The following is an 18,666-nucleotide window of genomic DNA, read 5'->3' as shown; positions in this document are numbered from 1 at the left end:
TCTAGTGCGAGAGTAGCTTATCTACCCAGCACGAATATATCTGTACTATTTACTTTACAGAAAAAACAAGCTCTACACGCACGTTACAAGTAGACGCCTGCGGTTCGTACATATTGGCATCTGACTCTAATCTTGCCTTTGCCATATACATCCGTGTCGGCATATCCGAGTTAATGACTGCCGTACTTATGGCTCCAAGCTCGCTGTCCATTAACTCTGCCATTACAGCTGCCCGCTCTTTCCCTCGATTAACTGCATTTGTCAGTGCTTCTTTCTCACAAACACGACGAGCTTTTTCGTCAACCTGAGTATAGAGCTGGGAGACATCTTCCACCCCGCTCTTCAAGACGGCCTGAGTAACATCCTGCGCCTTCTTCAAGTCCAGAATGGTAATGGAGTACGTTGCCCGAACCTGATAGCCCACAATCACATTCTGTGAATCAATACGGTTATAATATGGGGAAAAAGAAGCGTTTGCATTAAATTCCTGTGTAAAACCTGAAGCGAATTCAAGATTCTTTTTTAATTTTCCAGTCAGATTCTTTACTTCTTCTGCAAGCACTTGCTTTGCCTGCTCAGGTGAAATTTCTTTTCCGTTGTCCTGCTTAAGCAGCACCACGATTATACGTGAAAAAGAAAGAGAACCGGAAGTAGGCATAACTTTGGCTTCCCCAGTTTCATTCAAAACAATCTGCTTTTGTGTCGGCTGAGCACTCTGAGCAACAGATGGCATGACAAATGATATAACTATGCATAATATTGTGAGGTAACGCATTCCACTTCTCCTGATTTATCTTTCCTATAGTTCAATACGCGTATTGCGTTCTGACTACTATATACGCATTTTCCATAAAAGTTCATATTTTTTCCACGGGCATATTTCTTTCGTTTTTCCACTATGCTCCTTCGCGTGATTACACCAACTATCCGCAAACCAGACAAATCAAATCACCTTTCTTATGCTCAATTGAGAAGAATATTTTACAATTTTTCCAAAATGTTAGCACACACTATCTATATTTTATTTCAACAATACAACCAGTTAAGATTACATGTTTTTTTATGTTTGATCGTCACAGAAATGTCACATTTTATGTGCTAATCTAAAATATTTTTTTCCAACCCTATTGTCTTAACCGGTTACATCCTCTATGAGAGGCGAAGAATAGGTCGTTCGAGTTTTTTCGATTAACGATGTGCCGTACGTTTTTCTTAATCGTGCGGATTGCTTAGCTCTATGCTGGAGAAACACATGAAGAAAATTTTGTTGCTTGCTGCTATGGCATTCCTTTTAGCATCTGTTCCTGCTTTCGCCGCAGATGACTGTACAAACCGTGGCGGTCTGGACATGAACTACTGTGACGAAGACAGAGATCTTGTTGCTGACCTCGCATCTGCTGACGAGTGTAAAGATCCTAGCACACTGGTATTTACCTACACTCCTGTAGAAGATCCTGCTGTATACAAAGATGCTTTTGCAGATTTTCAGGAATACCTTGAAGAAGCAACCGGCAAACGCGTGATTTACTACACCGTTCAGTCAAACGCTGCTGAAGTTGAAGCAATGCGTTCCGGTAAACTGCACATCGCCGGCTTCTCTACCGGCCCTACCGGTTTTGCTGTTAACCTTGCTGGCTACGTTCCAATGGCTGTAAAAGGCTACCCGGAAGGCTTCCAGGGTTACAACCTTATCGTAGTTGTTCCTCAGGACAGCCCAATTCAATCTCTGGCTGACCTCAAAGGTAAAAAAGTTGCACACACATCTGCATCTTCTAACTCCGGTAACCTTGCTCCACGCGCTATCTTCCCTAAAGAAGGTATCACACCAGATAAAGACTACACTGTTGTTTACTCCGGTAAGCATGACCAGTCCATTCTCGGTGTAGTACATGGTGACTACGATGCAGCACCAGTTGCATCTGACGTATACGATCGCATGGTAGCTGCTGGCCGCGTTAAGCCTGACGCTCTTCGCGTTATCTACCGCAGCCCTAAGTTCCCTACATCTTCTTTCGGTTACTCAAACCAGCTTTGTGCTCCACTTGCACAGAAAATCGTTGGCGCATTCAGCACATACCGCTTCCCTGCAGAAATGCAGAAAGCATTTAAAGGCGCTGACCGCTTCTACCCGATCACCTACAAAGCTGATTGGAAAGTTATCCGCGACATCGCTGACGCAACAGGCACCAGCTACAACGCTGACGGCCTGAAAAAAATGGCTGCCAAAGAAGCTGCTAAAAAAGCAAAAAAAGCTAAAAAGAAATAAGAGTCTTACGTGTCTGTTGAAAATACCATTAAAGGGAACGGGGCAACCCGTTCCCTTTTGATCGAGAATTTGGAAAAGGAATACGTAAAGGGAAAACCTGTTCTTAAAGGTCTTTCCTTTGAAGTTTCTGGTGAAGAAACTGTTGGCATTATCGGACCTTCCGGTACCGGTAAGTCCACTTTGCTCCGCTGCATCAACCGCCTTATTGAACCTACAAAAGGTTCCATTACCGTTGCCGGACAAGACATCACGAAATGTTCAGGTAAAGACCTGCGCATGGCTCGTCGTCACATCGGCATGGTTTTTCAGGAGTACAACCTTGTTGAGCGTCTGAGCGTTATCGAAAACGTACTTTGCGGGCGCCTTGGCTACATCCCTGTTTGGCGTGCATGGCTGCGCAAGTTTGATCAGGCTGACATCAACCGCGCATTCCAGCTGATTGAACACGTTGGTCTCGGTGAATTTGCTACACAGCGTGCAGACAGCCTGTCCGGTGGTCAGCGTCAGCGTGTAGGTATCGCACGTGCCATGATGCAGAGCCCTGACGTTATTATGGCGGACGAACCTACCAGTTCTCTTGACCCGAAAACGTCTGTAGAGATCATGGAGTTGCTGAAAAAAGTTTCCTCCACAGAGCACATTCCTGTTCTCATCAACATTCACGATGTGAACCTTGCAAAACGCTTCTGTGACCGCATTATCGGTATGAGCAAGGGTAAAATCATCTTTGACGGTACCCCGTCTGAACTTAAAGACAGCCATTTGTCAGAAATTTACGGCGGCGAGGACTGGCTCTCATGACCACGGATGTACAAAGAAAGTCTCCATTCAAGGCAAACATCGTAGCACGTATGGGCTGGCTTCTGCTTGCCTGCTATGTTGTATATGCGCTGAATGCACTTGATTTTACGTGGACACGTTTCATTGACGGTCTCGGAAACGGCGCTGATTTTCTCAGCGAAATGATTCCGCCAAACTTCGAGCGTTGGAAACTGCTCGTTGAAAACCTGATTGAAACTATTGAAATTGCAGTCATCGCATCTGTGTTCGGTGTCGGCCTTTCCCTGCCAATCGGCATGTGTGCGGCCCGAAACCTTATGCCGGAATGGGTCACATGGCCTGCACGTACTGTTATTGCAGTATGCCGTTCTTTCCATCCGGTTATCTTTGCGATTCTTTTCGTTAAAGCTGTTGGCTTTGGCCCGCTTGCAGGTATTCTTACGCTGATTTTTCTTTCAATCGGCTTCATCGGTAAACTCTTCGCCGAAGCTATTGAAGAAATTTCTTTAAAACCTGTTGAAGCAATGAAGGCCGCTGGCGCACCTTTTTTAAGTGTACTTATTTTTGCAGTACTTCCACAGGTATTTAACCGCTTCATCGGATTTGCCACATACCAGTTCGACGCGAACCTGCGTAACTCCACTATGGTTGGTATCGTAGGTGCTGGCGGTATCGGCGGTACTCTGTTTGCTGCATTCCAGCGCTTTGACTATGATTTCCTTGCAGCGATTCTCATTTCAATCGTTGCACTTATCATGCTCAGCGAAATTATTTCCGTAAAGATAAAGGCGATTTTCAATGACTGATACCATGACATGGGAACGATTCACTCCCGGGCAGCGCCTGGCCCGCTTTGCGGTGTATCTTGGTGCAGTTTCCCTGTTTGTATTTTCCCTGAGTACTGTAGAAATTATTCCAGAATTTCTCTATGACGCTCCATACCAGCTGCAGGATTTATTTACCCGCATGTGGCCTGTGGACTTCGCGTCCTACACTCAGGAAAATATTCACGATGCACTTATTGAAACACTGAACATTGCTTCGCTCGGCACCATCCTTGCGCTGTTCCTTGCAGTACCGGTTGCGCTGCTGTCAGCAAACAACATTACCAAGTCTCCGGTTCTTAACTGGTGCGGTAAGTTTATTCTTGTTTCATCACGTACCGTTAACTCTCTTGTCTGGGCTATTTTGTTTGTAGCAATTTTCGGCCCGGGTGCACTTGCCGGTACCTTTGCTATCGGCTTCCGTTCCATCGGTTTCTGTGGCAAGTTGCTCGCAGAAGCACTGGAAGAAGTAGACCACGGCCCGATTGAAGCGCTTCGCGCTGCCGGTGCTCCTACTGTCAGTGTCCTGCTGAAAGGCTACTGGCCTCAGGTTGCTCCAGCATTCTGGGGACTTGCTCTCTTCCGTTGGGACATTAACGTTCGTGAATCCTCTGTTATCGGCCTTGTAGGTGCTGGCGGTATCGGTGTTGCACTTGATACAGCGTTGAACCTTTTCCGATGGCAGCAAGTTGCACTTATTCTGCTGTGCATCTTCACAATCGTTATTATTGCAGAAATCGTTGTTACTAAGATTCGCCAAAACATCATCTAGGACAACGAATCAAGTAAGTGCGTTACGCATTTACCCGCAAGACACTAAAAGAGGGCACCTGGTTGCCCTCTTTTTATATGCTTTTTCATTTTTCAGAACACCAATGCCAAGGAACTGCATTTCACATGAAGCCTTTTTCCACCATGCCCGCAGATGTTAAAGAAAACATCCGCTATATCCTGACCGACATTGACGACACACTGACTGACGAAGGCCGCCTCCGTGCTGAAGCCTACACCGCTCTTGAGCGCCTGCGTGAAAACGGCTTTGTTGTAATTCCCATTACCGGACGCCCCGCAGGCTGGTGTGACCAGATTGCCCGCATGTGGCCTGTGGATGGAGTAGTTGGTGAAAACGGTGCATTTTACTTCCGTTACGATGACACATCAAAAAAGATGATCCGTCGCTACGCAACAGAAGATGAACTCCGAGCACAGCATAAAGTTAAACTCGCAGAGCTCGGTGAACTTGTTGTAGAAAAAGTACCCGGCTGCGCAATCTCTGCAGATCAGGCATACCGTGAAACAGATATCGCTATTGATTTCTGCGAAGATGTACCGGCTCTTTGTGCAAAAGATGTACATAAAATTAAAGAGATTTGTACCGAAGCAGGTACAACAGCTAAAATCAGTTCAATTCATGTTAATGCATGGTTCGGGCAGTATGATAAACTCGCTATGTCTGCACGGATTCTCAAAGAAGAGTTTAATGTGGAACTTGAGCAAGTTAGAGAGCAGGTTGTCTACGCTGGAGATTCTCCAAACGACGCTCCAATCTTCGGTTACTTCCCTAATTCTGTAGGAGTAGCCAATGTTCTAGAGTTTGAGAGCACCATTGAACATAAACCGTCATGGATCACAGAAAAGCGTGGCGGAGCCGGTTTCGCTCAGATTGCCCACGGTCTTCTCTCCGTTAAATAACGCATCATATTATACAGAGAGTACTTTCAGTTCAGTGCCCCAGTATCGGCAAGACCTGACTCAAGCCTGCACGACTGTACCTGCCTGAGTAGACAGCATAAAATTCAAAAAAGCCAAGCTCTAACCATACGCCGTATGTAAGAGCTTGGCTTTTTTCATCATAAAGTAACGTGTCGTTTCTCAATAAGTCCAATCTGACCCAGTTCACCTAAATAGAAAAACACACCATCACTTCAAGATAAAAGGTCCTTGCGACACATAGTTTGCTTTTTCCGTCACTACAACTTCATAGATCATATGTGTCTTGAAGTTGAGGGTCATAACAAGAGTCTGTGCATACTCTTCACTACGCCATGTGAGGATAAAAATCTCGTTGTCTATCTGTATGACCTCAAATTTAATGGTGCTCGGATCAGTCATATTCATGCCGGATTCTACAGAAAGACGCATGGTATTCGGGTCGACAACCAGCAACTGGTTATCTTCATCCTTAAACGGCCCGGACTCCCACGTAAACGCAATGGTCTTTCCTATAAGGTCCTCAATGACAACTTTCTTTTCCTGCGGAACAGTAATCACGTCCTCGTCTTTCTTTTCTTTTACGTCTTTTTTTGCCGCAAAGCAGACCGTTGTAAAAGCCAGAATCAATACCAGTGCTGCAAATACGTTTTTCATAATCCCCCCCACCTACTGTTCAGTGTTAAGGGTATCTTTGAACAACTGAGGCAGATCACTCTGGTCATCTCGCTTCGCATTTGTCAGCTCAATGGTGAACGATCCCTGCAACAAATAATCACGTTTTTTCTCAACGATTACGCCGTACATCTTCATTGTTTTAAAATTATAGGTCACTATAGCCTGGGACCCTGTAGTTTCTTCCCGCCAGGAAATTTGCAGGATTTCCCTTCCTACTTTTGTGCAAACATATTCAACTTCTTCACTCTTGCCCTTCAAATTCCCGGTCAACGCAAACCAGCGCATCCTGTTCGGTGTAATAATGTGAGTCTTGTATGAAGCCCCGACAAAACTACCCCGCCGCCATGTTTCCGTGAGAGTTTTCCCCACAAGGTCTTCGGGCTGTATATCCACCTGTTGTGCCATACCGCAGGCGGTAATTTGCACAAAGAAAATTACAAATAAGAAAATGATCGTGTTACGCATACCCGCACCCGCTTTCTTCACGTTTCTATCAGCCATGCCTCATTACTCGATAGCGACCACGCCCTCAGACAATAAGTTACGACCATGGTCTGCGCGCACTAAAAAACAACGCCGTTCATCAAAATCCATCGTTACAATATAACTGACCTCGTGTTCTTCATTCCGCCAGGCCATCAAAATGGTCTGCGGATTAATTCTGGAAACAAGATAATCAGAAGAACCCGTTGCTTCCCCAAGATTCCCGCTCAAACGCCACACTAAATCTTTTGAGGAAACAAACTGCATTGTCATCGTAGAATCAGGAAAAGCCCCTGACTCCAGCGTCAAGATAACTGTCTGACCAATAAGCTGATCCGGCGTCATATGCGTGGTGTACAGCTCACATCCGGCCAGAACCAGGACAAGCAGCAAGGCACAAAAAAAGCGTTGTATCATAGCCAAACCTCACCTGCGCGCAACAGACCTACGCTTGTTATTAAGGGCAGGAAGCAAGAAACGCTCAGCCTCCTGCCCTATTACAACACTACGTGTTTAACACACCAGTTACCGGAAGACGTTGTCCGGAAGTTTTTTGCTCATCAGTGCTGTTTTTTTCAGGCATGGTCTTATCCATGTCTTCTTTCATTGTGTCGTTCTGCTGCATGGTTTCTGAACCCATGTCAGTATTTTCCTTCATTTGATCCTGAGACATACCCTGATCGGTATTTTCCTCAGGTGTTGCAGGTTGTGTCTCCTGCTCCTGATTTTGCATTGTGTTGTCAGTGGTATCTTTTTGCATTTCCTGTTGGGTTTCAGGTGCCTTTGTATCGGTAGTTGATTTATCTGTTCCGCATCCACCCAACAGCAACGCTGTACAAATAGCTAACAACAATCCGTATTTTTTAAACATAGTAATCTCCCGTTGTAAGGTACGGTCTCTTTTATCGTCCTAAGGTGACATAAAACTCTATTCAGTAGAAAGTATAGGCACACAAAAATAATCTATATTTAAGTATAAGTTACATTAAAAAGAACTACTACATTGTAATAATTTGCCATTTAGTAGTTACAAAACAAAATTCAACACTTTATTTCAAAAACAACAGACACTACAACACGCCATCTTTCAAAAACCAGTACAGAAGATCTCATTCAAAGACGAAAATATACATAAACATTTGAACACAGTAGCTTGACTTGCCAAAGCAAGCTCATACAATACCTGAGCACATACTCATCAATGCCGTCTCCCTCTTATCCAAGCCAAGCTAAAGGAATAAAGATGTTTATTGTATCTCTTACCTATACTTGTGAATTAGACCAGATTGACCAGCACCTGGATGCACATGTTGCATATCTTCACGAGCAATATAAAGCAGGTCACTTTATCGCCTCAGGACGAAAAGTTCCTCGCAACGGAGGGATAATCCTAGCCACCGCAGACTCCCGAGAAACACTTGAAAACATACTTCAAGCTGACCCGTTTTATACTGAAAATCTCGCTGCATATGACATACAAGAATTTATCCCTTCTATGGTTGCAAACGGACTTGAAGCCATACAGGAAAAAGCATAGCACTGCTTATGAATAATCCCGTAAATCCAACAACAGTTCAGGAACAAGAAGAGCTTCTTAAAGGTAGGGGGTTTTCTCGGGCACCTGAAAAGGCTGACCCTCTACCGGGACAATATGCCATTCTGGAAGAAGACCAACCGGAAGCAACGCAACCGGAACAACCGCGGTATACCTTCCTGATACATACAGGGCACAGCCTTCGCCGCCTGACCGGATTCACAAACAGCAAATAAGACGTTTACAGCCTCTATCAGCACTAGGAGAGCATATGGGACACATCGTCGCTAAAGATATTTATAAACAGCTTGGGGAAAAATTAGACGGCTCACTGGTTCGCATGCCATGGAATGACGCCCTGAAAGAGATGATCTCATACCTCTACACTCCGGCTGAAGCGGAACTTATTGTGGCTATGCCGTACAGGCCTGCTTCATTGGAACGCATTGCTCACTTGACGGGAATCCATAAACAGAAATTACACTTTATGCTCGATGGCATGTGCACGAAAGGGCTTGTATGCGATATCTGGAATGAAGATCATTACGAATACATGGTAAGCCCGTTTATTGTAGGCTTCTTTGAATTTACCATGATGCGCACTGGTCCCAATCTCCCGCAAAAAAAATGGGCTGAACTGTTTCAGGCATATATGTTCGGCAACAAAGATTTTATGCATGCAAACTTTGGTGACGGGCAGGAAATCTCCGTAATGCGTGCTCTGCCTCACGAAGAAACAATCCTCAAAGACCCGCACGTTGAGGTGCTGGATTACGAACGTGCTGAGACTTTGGTAGATGCAAAGTCGTCTTTTGCTGTGAGCTTATGCTCCTGCAGACATGAGAAGCATCATTTGGGAGAGCGACAGTGTAATGTACCGCTGGATACATGCACAACAATGGGAGATGGAGCTGAAGCCATGATTAAAAACGGCCTTGCACGACGCTCCAGCAAGGAAGAAATGCTAGACATCCTTGCCCGCTCCAAAGATATGGGATTCACACTTACAGCAGATAATGTTCAACAGGATGTCGGTTTCATCTGTCACTGTTGCGGTTGCTGTTGCAATTTGATGAATGGCATTAAAAAGAGCGGCTACACGAATATTCTCATCTCATCCACATTCATTGCCACTTGCTCTGAAAAAGACTGTATCGGTTGCGGGCTCTGCGCCAAAGCATGTCCTGTCGATGCCATCACTATGCAGGAAAGCTATGGTGCTGTTATTGACGGCAAGCGTCCCAAGAAGCTTGCAGTCATCGACGAAGCTCTCTGTCTGGGATGTGGCGTTTGCGCATTAAAATGCAAACCCGGCGCACTGGTTCTTGAGAAATCTTCAAAGCGAATCATACATCCGGAAGACACCTTTGAGCGTGCCATTCTCCAGTCTCTTGAGCGCGGTACGTTACAAAACCTGCTTTTCGACAACCCTAACAGCGCCGCTGAAAACTTCATGCGTGCCGTACTCGGCGGATTTTTGAAGCTCCCTGCTGTCAAGAAAGGACTCATGGGAGATAAGCTCCGCTCCCGTTTTTTACAGACACTCAAGACCGTTTCAGGAAATCAATAAACATTTAACCGTTTCTTAACATTCCACATTGTAGATTATAAAATTTTGCATTGAAAATCATCGTAAAATCATCGTAGACACGTCATGCCCTTCGGGCTTTTTGCACCTCGGGGGAGGAGCTGCTGTGGGCACACCGCATGGTGCCATAAACAGCTGAGAGGTTTATAATGACGTGTTTACGAAAGAACCATAAGCGTTCGGTTTATTACAACAAAGAAACAGGCGAATATACAAAATATTTCACACCAAAACTTGAGCTCAAGCTCAAATACTGGCTTGGTATCCGTAGATACCCCGGAGAAAACTTCGCGTATATTGCTAATAAATTTTCGGAACTGAGAATAAAAACACCACCGGTTATTAAAGCCGAAAAATACATGGTGGTAACTAAAGAAATCAATGCGCCAACGCTGGAAGAATATCTCACAACAACAAACGACCCGGAAATTGAAAAGCGCCTCATCGAACTTGTTGCTTCTATCTTAAATGCAGGCATTGTTTTTTTCGACTTCAACCGCGGAAATTTTCTTTATAAAGACGGTGAATTTTATGTGATAGATCTGGAAGGATACACTGACTCGATATTTGTGTCCCGTGGCAGATCTGGCGTACTGTACCGGCTGGAAAAAGATCTCGGAACACATTTTCGTAACGAGGTAGAAAAACGCTGGATAAATATATCGCTACCGCAAAAAATTTCCGGCATGTTCCAGAAGCTACGAGGCAAAAAATAGAACATTGACGCAACGTCCGGTTCGTCCTACCTGTGTCGGATAATGCCAAAGACACTTATTATTGCAGAAAAGCCCTCGGTTGCCCGCGAAATTGCACCGCATGTTAACGCGACAAACCGCAGGGAAGGTTATTTAGAAGGTACCACCCACATCGTCAGTTGGGCGGTAGGACATCTTGTAGGCATTGCCGAACCGGAAGAACAACATGAAGCTTGGCAAGGACGGTGGAACATTGAGCAACTGCCCATTATCCCGCCTAAATTCAAGCTTGCAGTCCTTAAAGAAGGCCAACGGCAGTACGCCGTACTGAATCGCTTACTGAACGACGAAACAGTGACTGACGTTGTCAACGCAACGGACGCCGGTCGCGAAGGTGAGCTTATCTTCCGCCGTATATATCTGCTGGCAGGCTGCACCAAGCCGGTTAAGCGGTTATGGGCAAACGACATGACGGAAGAAGGGCTGAAAAAAAGCTTAAACAAGCTTATGCCCGACGCAAAAAAGCGTAATCTTGGGCTTGCCGCCTTTGCCAGAGCTGAGGCTGACTGGCTTATCGGCATGAACTTTTCCCGCATATTCACGGTAAAAGCGAATCGTCTTATTTCAGTCGGGCGTGTACAGACACCTGTACTCAAACTCCTTGCAGACCGCCGAAACGAAATTGAACACTTTGTACCGAAAGATTACTGGACGGTAGAAGCAACATTCTGCCGTCCAGTTAAAAACAGCACATCAAGCCCAAGTACTGTGCAAAATGATGATGCTGATACAGCACCTGCAAACTGCTTCTCTGCGACGTACCATCTCCCTGAAGACGAAAAAGAAACGCGCATCAATTTCGAATCCCGCGCGCAAAAAGTCGTTGACGAATGCAAAGGAAAAGAAGGCAAAATAGAAGGGGTAACCAGTCGCAAAGGTACTACCAAGCCGCCACTGCCTTTTGACCTTACCACCTTGCAAAGGGAAGCTAACACGCGCTTCGGGTTGTCTGCGAAAGAAACCCTCGCGGTTGCTCAGGCATTGTACGAGCAAAAAAAACTTATCACCTATCCAAGAACTGACTCACGTCATCTGACAAAGGAGCTCTTTGCAGAAATCCTTACGTACTTCCGTGCCATCTATCCTCTATATAAAGATGAGACGGTTCCTGCTGTTAACCGTATTAAGGATGGTAAAAAGTTTCCATGCGTGAACGATAAAAAAGTTACTGATCACCACGCTATTATCCCAACGGCTCGCAAAGCCAATCTACTCCAACTTTCTGGTGACGAACAGAAAATATACGACATGATATGTCGGCGCTTCATTGCGGCCTTCAGTCCAGAAGCCGTCTATCAGTCGTCCACTGTGCGGGTCTTTGTGGGAGAGCACCTGTTCATCGCTAAGGGCAAAGTATTCAAAGACAAAGGATGGCTTGTTGTTGAACCTTGGCGAACAGCACAGGACAATCCTCTTCCAGCACTGCGAAAAGGTACTTCAGTCTCCACGGAGGAAGTTGATACCGTTAAGCGCCAGACCAAAGCACCTGCACACTTTACTGACGCATCACTCCTCAGCGCCATGGAAACTGCAGGTAAATTTGTTGAAGACGATGAGTTGCGCCTTGCCATGAAAGAACGTGGCCTTGGAACTCCAGCAACACGCGCTCAGATAATCGAAACACTGCTCTCACGTAACTACATTGAGCGAAAAGGAAAAAAACTTCAGGCAACAAATTCCGGTCAGGAAATAATCGAAGTTATATCCGCCATGTTACCGGACATCGTTTCGCCTGAAATGACGGGACAATGGGAGCATAACCTCAAAGAAATTGAAGGGGGGAATGCAACCTACCCTGAGTTTATGCACTCAATTCGTCACCTTGTTGCCGGAGGCATCAGCCACATAAAAGGGAAAAGCATTGCCCCTATCCTGCTGGAAATGAAAGCCAGAGAAGTGGGAGAACGAGAGCCTGACGGAAAGTGTCCGTTATGCGGTGGTGAAATTGCAGATTTGGACAAACGATATGCATGCTCCAACTGGAAACGTGACGACGGTGGCTGCATGTTCGTAATATGGAAAACAATGTTCGGGCGTACTATGGACAATGAAATTGTCGATGAGCTGCTGACCAAAGGACGCACCACAGAACCACTGGAACTTGTCTCAAAGGCAGGAAAAAACTACTCTGCTTACCTTAAAATTGAGCTTGGACAGGTAAGACTGGAGTTTGCGAACTCTCCTCGTCCGCAGCAGCAAACACCAGAGACTGCGCAATACACAGCTGCCCCGTTCGATGTTGCGCCGGAAGACATGCCACCCCCTGCGCCCTTACCAGATGAAGTGCCGACAGAGTACACACCGTCACAAACAAGTGTAGACGATTCTAGCGAAAAGGAAGCCACATCCACTTCAACAGAGAACTAATAGTTATTCAGTATGTTACAGATAAAATAAAATCCTTTCTCCGAAAGCATCCAAAGTAACCTTTCCAGCACTCGCTAGCCGCACCATCTTCAATTCTGTATTTTCAAAAAGTACAAAGCCACGCCCTGTGCATACCCTCGTATACACAAGGCGTGGCTTTTTGTGCTTTCCTGCCTACCAGCTAAACACACATACAATCGTCCTGACTTTGCAAAGAGACACAGACATTTTCAGACAAAACAATCAGGAATAAATACTGGCAAAAAGCTGTAACAACGGTAGGTTATGTTTTGTACAGTCAATATTTTATTCGCAATGGTTAGAAAAAATTAGAAAAAGTGTTTTTTTGCTTTACAAGAGTAAGACCTTTCTATAAACAGTAATCATTCCTATTAACGACTAGAAAAACAACAAATCAAACGGAGTACATCATGAGTAAAACTGCTGAAAATTTAATGGCTGCCTTTGCTGGTGAATCTCAAGCTAACCGTAAATACCTTGCCTATGCTGCCAAAGCAGAAAAGGAAGGCCACCCGCAAGTTGCGAAACTTTTCCGTGCCGCTGCTGATGCTGAAACCATCCACGCGCATGCCCACCTTCGCAATGCCGGCAAAATCGGTAACACGCTTGAGAACCTTAAGGATGCCATTGCAGGTGAAACTCATGAATTTAAGAATATGTATCCTGAAATGATCAAAGATGCTGAAGCTGAAGGGGAAAAAGCAGCTCACAAGTTCTTCACCTATGCGAATCAGGCAGAAGAAGTACACGCCACTTTGTATCAAAAGATGATGGATAGTATCGATAATCCGGTAGAAACCGACTACTACAACTGTTCTGTATGCGGCTATACACACGAAGGGCCGTTCGAAGGTGATAAGTGCCCTATTTGTAACGCATCCCCTTCTGCGTTCTATAAAGTAGACTAGTATTTATCTCGCTGCCACCGCGTATGTGAGGATAACGAAATACAAAAGCAGGAACCTGTACAACTCCACTTGTATTCAGGTTCCTGTGCTTTTGTAGCTAAAACCTGCATATCTTTGCTGCGAAAACCTTCACAACAGAACAGCCGGTTCTGCCTGTTTGCTGGAAAATCGCTCGCTGATTACGTCAGGGATGCCCGCTGAATGCATCATCGGTTTTCCAGCAAACAACTTTCCCACTATTATTTTTCACGTATAGTAATCCGTTAATGATCGAGACATAACTTTCGTAAAAAAGAAATTTAAAAAAAATCTTTTTTCGCTTTACAAAGCTGAGTTGAAAATATAAACAGTAATCATTCCTGTTAAGGGATTAACACATAACAAATAAACACACTTGTGGAGAGAAATAATGTCCAAGACTCTTGAAAACCTCATGGCTGCTTTTGCTGGTGAATCTCAGGCTAACCGTAAATACCTTGCTTACGCTAAACAAGCGGAAAAAGAAGGCCACACTCAGGTTGCAAAACTTTTCCGTGCTGCTGCTGATGCAGAAACTATCCATGCACATGCTCACCTGCGTAATGCTGGTAAAATCGGCGATACAGCTGCAAACCTTAAAGATGCAATCGCTGGTGAAACTTTTGAATTTGAAAAAATGTACCCTGCAATGATCACCGAAGCAGAAGCAGAAGGCGAAAAAGTTGCAGCACGTTACTTCGGCTTTGCTAACAAAGCAGAAGCTGTTCATGCAGACCTCTACACAAAAGCTCTTGAGAACCTCGAAAACCCAGCAGACGTTGACTACTACAACTGTTCTGTATGTGGTCACACCCATGAAGGTCCAACTGAAGAAAAATGTCCTATTTGTGGTGCTGCTGCAAAAGCATACTACAAAGTAGACTAGTATATATTTTTTTGACTGGAGCTGTTTTCAGTCAAGCATTTGGAAGAGCCAGCCTCTGGCTACTCTGCTGAATGGAGCGCAAGTCCCCTCTTTATCATTGCGATAAAGAGGGGCTATTTTTTTATCTTCTACCCTGTCCTTATCGTATTCAAACAAGGCTTTTCAGCTGCTTGCGGCTCCCCCTACTTTACTCTATTATTCCGCAAAATTTTCTTTCGTAGTATCATACTCCATCCTCTGCGATATTCCAGCACACAGCACTTTCAGGAATATGCAGGTTTTCTTCAACTCAGCTTGACATATAAGGAAGTTATCTTGCGATACAGAAATACACAGCAACTTATTGCTGATCTGGAACAAAGCGGGCAGCTTATCCGCATTCACGAAGAAGTTGACCCACATCTGCAAGTGGCTGAAATCCAGCGCCGCGCGTTCCGCGCAAAAGCCCCTGCAATACTCTTCACCAACGTGAAAGGTACCAAATTTCCTATGGTATGTAATATCTTTGGAACAATGGAGAGAACCCGCTGGATTTTCCGTGATACACTTCATGCCCTTGAAGGTATTTTTAAGCTGAAGGTTGACCCATTTGACTTTTTCAAGCGTCCTTGGCGCTACGCAGGTGTGCCGCGTGCAGGCTACTCCACCATGCCTAAAAAGGTAAAAACTGGCCCTGTAATGGACAGCACGACAACTGTCAGCCAACTCCCGCAACTGCATTCATGGCCTATGGATGGTGGCGGCTACGTAACCTTGCCGCAGGTCTACACAGAAAGCCCGGACAAACCTGGATTCATGAACTCCAATATTGGAATGTACCGCGTACAGCTTACCGGTGCTCCATTCGAAAAAGATAAAGAAGTTGGTCTCCATTACCAGATTCACCGCGGAATAGGCTACCACCATGCAGAAGCCCTCCGCCGCAACGAGCCACTGAAGGTAAATATTTTTGTCGGCGGCCCTCCTGCAATGACCATGGCAGCCATTATGCCACTACCTGAAGGTATTGCAGAACTGATTTTTGCAGGTGCCCTCGGGGGATTCCGCATGCCGATGATCACACGAAAAGGCCAGCTTCCAATTCTCGCAGAAGCCGACTTCTGCATAAGCGGTACTGTTTATCCAAATGAGCAAAAACCGGAAGGACCTTTCGGAGATCATTTGGGCTACTACAGCCTTGCACATGACTTCCCGCTCATGCGTGTAGACAATGTATACCACCGCAGCGACGCTGTTTGGCCATTTACCACTGTAGGGCGTCCTCCTCAGGAAGATACAGTCTTCGGTGAGTTTATCCACGATCTCACCGCGGAGCTGGTGCCGACCGTATTCAACGGTGTGCATGAGGTACATGCGGTTGACCCTGCTGGTGTTCATCCCCTGTTGCTTGCAATAGGAAGTGAACGTTATGTTCCGTACGCTGAAGAACGTCAGCCGCAGGAACTTATCACATGCGGTCTTTCTTTGCTCGGCAACACACAGACATCCCTTTCAAAGTACGTCATTCTTGCAGCAAAAGAAGATAATCAGGGACTTAGTACCCATAATTACAAAGAGTTCTTTACGCACATGCTGGAGCGTACAGACTTTGCACGCGATTTCCATTTCATCACCCGCACCACCATTGATACCCTTGACTACACAGGCATTAGCTTAAACCAAGGCTCAAAACTTATCTGGACAGCTTGCGGGCCTGTCAAACGCACACTCGGCTCAAGTATTCCATCACATTTCACCCTGCCGGACGGCTTCAGTGATGCAAAACTGTTCATGTCCGGTATCGTTGTCGTAAAAGGCCCTAAACATACGGCTGCACGTGATGAACATGACAACGCCATGTTCCGCCTTGCAGAACATTTTAAACAAGTTGGCAATCTGGAGTCTCTCCCGCTTGTAGTTGTTGCAGATGACGCTGGTTTCACTGCGGCAAACTGGGACAACTTCCTGTGGGTAACCTTTACCCGCTCCGACCCTGCTACAGACATGTATGGTGCAGGTGCATTTACCCACTGCAAGCATTGGGGATGCACAGGGCCGGTGATTATAGATGCCCGTTTAAAATCATTCCACGCTCCGGCGTTGGAAGAGGATCCGGATGTAACCCGTTCTGTAGACAAAATGGCCGCTAAAGGCGGCTGTCTTCACAACATCATCTAAGAGTAAAGCCTGCGGATTACATCCGCAGGCTTTTATTTTTGATTAATTCAATTTCTAAGTACTTCGTTTTTTCGAAAATTATACTTCCAGCTTCTCCTGAGTGTGGTAGTGGGTAAATTCATCCGCAAATTCACGTCATTGTGCCGTGGATGGTATAACTCGTTTCGTGAAAAGGGAGTCACCATGCCTAGATCCGGTTCTCATAACAACCCTGCAACTAACTCATTACAGAATCAATCTGTTTCCGGTTCACCGGAGCGGTACTCCAGTGCCCAACAGCTTCTGCCGCTGTACGAAGAAAAAATGAGGAACGAAGGACTTCCTGCCCCTGTTATAGACCTTTTTGCAACCTACTTCTCCGACATCGCCAATAAGGCAACCGGCTACATACACGAAAGTACTATATCACCAGTATCCAAGCAGCATATTGACCATATTAACGACCTTGCACGCTATACCCAGACAGGTAAAGAACACGCCAAAGAGGCAGTTGCGATCAAGTTAAATGGTGGTCTAGGCACAACCATGGGGATGCAGTTTGCCAAGTCACTTCTTCCAGTCAAAGATAACCTCTCATTTCTCGATATCACCATACAGCAAGCCATATCCATGCAGGAAGAATACGGTGGTTCATTGCCGCTTGTTCTCATGAACAGCTACAACACACACAAAGACACCTTGAATGAATTACGACATATGAGTGGGTTGCCGCAACTCCCTCTCTGTTTTGTCCAACATAAGTTTCCTAAAATAGAGCAACATACCCTTGAACCTGTATCATACCCCGATAACCCTGATTATGAGTGGAATCCTCCGGGACATGGTGATATTTTTGCCGCATTATATCTCTCGGGTGTGCTGGAAACTCTCCTCAGGCAAGGCAGAAAATATGCACTCATCTCCAACATAGACAATCTTGGTGCCACGCTTGATATGCGCATTCTAGGCTATATGGCAGAAAAGCAGGTTCCGTTCCTCATGGAAGTAACTGAGCGTACAGAAAGTGATTGCAAAGGCGGTCATATTGCCAGACATGAAGATGGTAGCCTTATTTTACGCGAAATCGGACAGTGTCCTGAATGCGACATAGATACATTCAACGATATCCAGAAGCACTGCTTATTTAATACAAACAACATCTGGATTAATCTTGCCGCGTTAAAAGAACATATCCAGCAAAAAGGATTACCTAAGCTTCCACTTATTCGTAATCCAAAACCTGTCAACCCACACGACAACAGCAGCACGCCGGTTTATCAAATAGAAAGTGCCATGGGCGCAGCGGTTTCCCATTTTGCAGACGCACAGGCACTCATCACCAATCGCGACCGTTTTATCCCTGTAAAACAGACAAACGATCTCCTCAAAGTCATGTCAGATTACTATCTCTTGGATACAACCGGTATGCTGAAAATGAACAACGCAAACATTACCCAGAACCTTCAAGTTCAACTGGACCCGCAGTATTACGGTAGCTTTGACAGTATTTATGAAAAATTTAAAGAAGGTGTCCCTTCTCTCACTGCATGCAGCAAGCTCGGTATCTCCGGCGATATCATTTTCAACTCCTCCATCTCTCTTGTAGGAGACGTAAGCATAAACAACCAAACCGGAAACATCCTCCTGCTACCGGACAACCTCACGTTCAAAGGAGCAGTTGAGATCAAATAACATAATTCGCCCTACTCTCT

At 45.4% G+C, this 18,666-nt stretch carries 19 protein-coding genes; 14 read left to right on the top strand and 5 right to left on the bottom strand.

The features are described 5' to 3' along the window. Positions 1–49 precede the first annotated feature (49 nt). Complete coding sequence (locus tag SP90_RS14095) at positions 50–775, bottom strand: SIMPL domain-containing protein (protein WP_066857657.1); 726 nt, start codon at positions 773–775, stop codon at positions 50–52. A 477-nt stretch (positions 776–1,252) separates the two neighbouring features. Here SP90_RS14095 and phnD point away from each other — a divergent pair, with 477 nt between their 5' ends. The 5 genes from phnD (at position 1,253) to SP90_RS14070 (ending at position 5,562) form a co-directional block, all read left to right on the top strand. Next, positions 1,253–2,266, top strand: coding sequence for a phosphate/phosphite/phosphonate ABC transporter substrate-binding protein (gene phnD / locus SP90_RS14090; protein ID WP_066857654.1), 1,014 nt, complete (start codon positions 1,253–1,255; stop codon positions 2,264–2,266). 9 nt (positions 2,267–2,275) lie between these two features. After that, the gene (gene phnC / locus SP90_RS14085; protein ID WP_066857651.1) at positions 2,276–3,067 is read left to right on the top strand and encodes a phosphonate ABC transporter ATP-binding protein; all 792 of its coding nucleotides are present in this window, start codon (positions 2,276–2,278) and stop codon (positions 3,065–3,067) included. After that, positions 3,064–3,852, top strand: a complete 789-nt coding sequence (gene phnE, locus SP90_RS14080; protein WP_066857648.1) for a phosphonate ABC transporter, permease protein PhnE — start codon at positions 3,064–3,066, stop codon at positions 3,850–3,852. The genes phnC and phnE (SP90_RS14080) overlap by 4 nt, the downstream gene beginning before the upstream one ends. Then, the gene (phnE, locus tag SP90_RS14075) at positions 3,845–4,642 is read left to right on the top strand and encodes a phosphonate ABC transporter, permease protein PhnE (protein WP_066857645.1); all 798 of its coding nucleotides are present in this window, start codon (positions 3,845–3,847) and stop codon (positions 4,640–4,642) included. Before phnE (SP90_RS14080) ends, phnE (SP90_RS14075) begins: the two co-directional genes overlap by 8 nt. A gap of 125 nt (positions 4,643–4,767) precedes the next feature. Then, complete coding sequence (locus SP90_RS14070; RefSeq protein ID WP_066857642.1) at positions 4,768–5,562, top strand: HAD-IIB family hydrolase; 795 nt, start codon at positions 4,768–4,770, stop codon at positions 5,560–5,562. Between the two features lie 228 nt (positions 5,563–5,790). Here the strand turns inward: SP90_RS14070 and SP90_RS14065 are convergent, their stop codons facing one another. The 4 genes from SP90_RS14065 to SP90_RS14050 all read right to left on the bottom strand — a co-directional run bounded on the left by SP90_RS14065 (position 5,791) and on the right by SP90_RS14050 (position 7,612). Next, positions 5,791–6,237, bottom strand: a complete 447-nt coding sequence (locus tag SP90_RS14065) for a hypothetical protein (protein ID WP_066857639.1) — start codon at positions 6,235–6,237, stop codon at positions 5,791–5,793. Between the two features lie 12 nt (positions 6,238–6,249). After that, positions 6,250–6,759, bottom strand: coding sequence for a MoaF-related domain-containing protein (locus tag SP90_RS14060; RefSeq protein ID WP_066857634.1), 510 nt, complete (start codon positions 6,757–6,759; stop codon positions 6,250–6,252). 6 nt (positions 6,760–6,765) lie between these two features. Next, a complete protein-coding gene (locus SP90_RS14055; protein ID WP_066857631.1) occupies positions 6,766–7,158 on the bottom strand; it encodes a MoaF N-terminal domain-containing protein in 393 nt (130 codons plus the stop codon). 88 nt (positions 7,159–7,246) lie between these two features. Further along, a complete protein-coding gene (locus SP90_RS14050; protein WP_066857628.1) occupies positions 7,247–7,612 on the bottom strand; it encodes a hypothetical protein in 366 nt (121 codons plus the stop codon). Between the two features lie 372 nt (positions 7,613–7,984). Here SP90_RS14050 and SP90_RS14045 point away from each other — a divergent pair, with 372 nt between their 5' ends. From SP90_RS14045 to SP90_RS14005, 9 genes are all read left to right on the top strand, one after another. Continuing rightward, complete coding sequence (locus SP90_RS14045) at positions 7,985–8,278, top strand: YciI family protein (RefSeq protein WP_066857625.1); 294 nt, start codon at positions 7,985–7,987, stop codon at positions 8,276–8,278. Positions 8,279–8,286: 8 nt separating this feature from the next. Then, on the top strand, positions 8,287–8,511 hold the full coding sequence (locus tag SP90_RS14040) for a hypothetical protein (RefSeq protein WP_066857622.1): 225 nt from the start codon (positions 8,287–8,289) through the stop codon (positions 8,509–8,511). A 35-nt stretch (positions 8,512–8,546) separates the two neighbouring features. Continuing rightward, a complete protein-coding gene (locus tag SP90_RS14035; RefSeq protein WP_066857619.1) occupies positions 8,547–9,845 on the top strand; it encodes a 4Fe-4S dicluster domain-containing protein in 1,299 nt (432 codons plus the stop codon). Between the two features lie 167 nt (positions 9,846–10,012). After that, positions 10,013–10,579 (top strand): RIO1 family regulatory kinase/ATPase domain-containing protein, encoded by a 567-nt coding sequence (locus SP90_RS14030; RefSeq protein WP_066857616.1) that lies wholly within the window; start codon positions 10,013–10,015, stop codon positions 10,577–10,579. Positions 10,580–10,621: 42 nt separating this feature from the next. Continuing rightward, a complete protein-coding gene (locus SP90_RS14025; RefSeq protein ID WP_066857613.1) occupies positions 10,622–12,985 on the top strand; it encodes a type IA DNA topoisomerase in 2,364 nt (787 codons plus the stop codon). Positions 12,986–13,416: 431 nt separating this feature from the next. After that, positions 13,417–13,914 (top strand): rubrerythrin family protein, encoded by a 498-nt coding sequence (locus tag SP90_RS14020; protein ID WP_066857610.1) that lies wholly within the window; start codon positions 13,417–13,419, stop codon positions 13,912–13,914. A gap of 409 nt (positions 13,915–14,323) precedes the next feature. Further along, a complete protein-coding gene (locus SP90_RS14015) occupies positions 14,324–14,818 on the top strand; it encodes a rubrerythrin family protein (RefSeq protein ID WP_066857607.1) in 495 nt (164 codons plus the stop codon). A gap of 315 nt (positions 14,819–15,133) precedes the next feature. Next, entirely contained in the window at positions 15,134–16,975 is a 1,842-nt protein-coding gene (locus tag SP90_RS14010; RefSeq protein ID WP_066857681.1) for a UbiD family decarboxylase, read from the top strand. 183 nt (positions 16,976–17,158) lie between these two features. Continuing rightward, a complete protein-coding gene (locus tag SP90_RS14005; RefSeq protein WP_082936464.1) occupies positions 17,159–18,646 on the top strand; it encodes a UTP--glucose-1-phosphate uridylyltransferase in 1,488 nt (495 codons plus the stop codon). Positions 18,647–18,666 lie beyond the last annotated feature (20 nt).

The sequence above is a fragment of the Halodesulfovibrio spirochaetisodalis genome (genome assembly GCF_001672295.1).
In the GTDB taxonomy this organism is placed as follows: domain Bacteria; phylum Desulfobacterota; class Desulfovibrionia; order Desulfovibrionales; family Desulfovibrionaceae; genus Halodesulfovibrio; species Halodesulfovibrio spirochaetisodalis.
The sequence above is the reverse complement of the archived record's forward strand: the minus strand, read 5'-3'. Positions and strand labels throughout refer to the sequence as shown.

What these genes read in the sequence shown, in the direction of transcription:
- SP90_RS14095 (WP_066857657.1), bottom strand. Translation starts at nt 775, where the DNA reads ATGCGTTACCTCACAATATTATGCATAGTTATATCATTTGTCATGCCA.
- phnD (WP_066857654.1), top strand. Translation starts at nt 1,253, where the DNA reads ATGAAGAAAATTTTGTTGCTTGCTGCTATGGCATTCCTTTTAGCATCT.
- phnE (WP_066857648.1), top strand. Translation starts at nt 3,064, where the DNA reads ATGACCACGGATGTACAAAGAAAGTCTCCATTCAAGGCAAACATCGTA.
- phnE (WP_066857645.1), top strand. Translation starts at nt 3,845, where the DNA reads ATGACTGATACCATGACATGGGAACGATTCACTCCCGGGCAGCGCCTG.
- SP90_RS14070 (WP_066857642.1), top strand. Translation starts at nt 4,768, where the DNA reads ATGAAGCCTTTTTCCACCATGCCCGCAGATGTTAAAGAAAACATCCGC.
- SP90_RS14065 (WP_066857639.1), bottom strand. Translation starts at nt 6,237, where the DNA reads ATGAAAAACGTATTTGCAGCACTGGTATTGATTCTGGCTTTTACAACG.
- SP90_RS14060 (WP_066857634.1), bottom strand. Translation starts at nt 6,759, where the DNA reads ATGGCTGATAGAAACGTGAAGAAAGCGGGTGCGGGTATGCGTAACACG.
- SP90_RS14055 (WP_066857631.1), bottom strand. Translation starts at nt 7,158, where the DNA reads ATGATACAACGCTTTTTTTGTGCCTTGCTGCTTGTCCTGGTTCTGGCC.
- SP90_RS14050 (WP_066857628.1), bottom strand. Translation starts at nt 7,612, where the DNA reads ATGTTTAAAAAATACGGATTGTTGTTAGCTATTTGTACAGCGTTGCTG.
- SP90_RS14045 (WP_066857625.1), top strand. Translation starts at nt 7,985, where the DNA reads ATGTTTATTGTATCTCTTACCTATACTTGTGAATTAGACCAGATTGAC.
- SP90_RS14040 (WP_066857622.1), top strand. Translation starts at nt 8,287, where the DNA reads ATGAATAATCCCGTAAATCCAACAACAGTTCAGGAACAAGAAGAGCTT.
- SP90_RS14035 (WP_066857619.1), top strand. Translation starts at nt 8,547, where the DNA reads ATGGGACACATCGTCGCTAAAGATATTTATAAACAGCTTGGGGAAAAA.
- SP90_RS14030 (WP_066857616.1), top strand. Translation starts at nt 10,013, where the DNA reads ATGACGTGTTTACGAAAGAACCATAAGCGTTCGGTTTATTACAACAAA.
- SP90_RS14025 (WP_066857613.1), top strand. Translation starts at nt 10,622, where the DNA reads ATGCCAAAGACACTTATTATTGCAGAAAAGCCCTCGGTTGCCCGCGAA.
- SP90_RS14020 (WP_066857610.1), top strand. Translation starts at nt 13,417, where the DNA reads ATGAGTAAAACTGCTGAAAATTTAATGGCTGCCTTTGCTGGTGAATCT.
- SP90_RS14015 (WP_066857607.1), top strand. Translation starts at nt 14,324, where the DNA reads ATGTCCAAGACTCTTGAAAACCTCATGGCTGCTTTTGCTGGTGAATCT.
- SP90_RS14005 (WP_082936464.1), top strand. Translation starts at nt 17,159, where the DNA reads ATGCCTAGATCCGGTTCTCATAACAACCCTGCAACTAACTCATTACAG.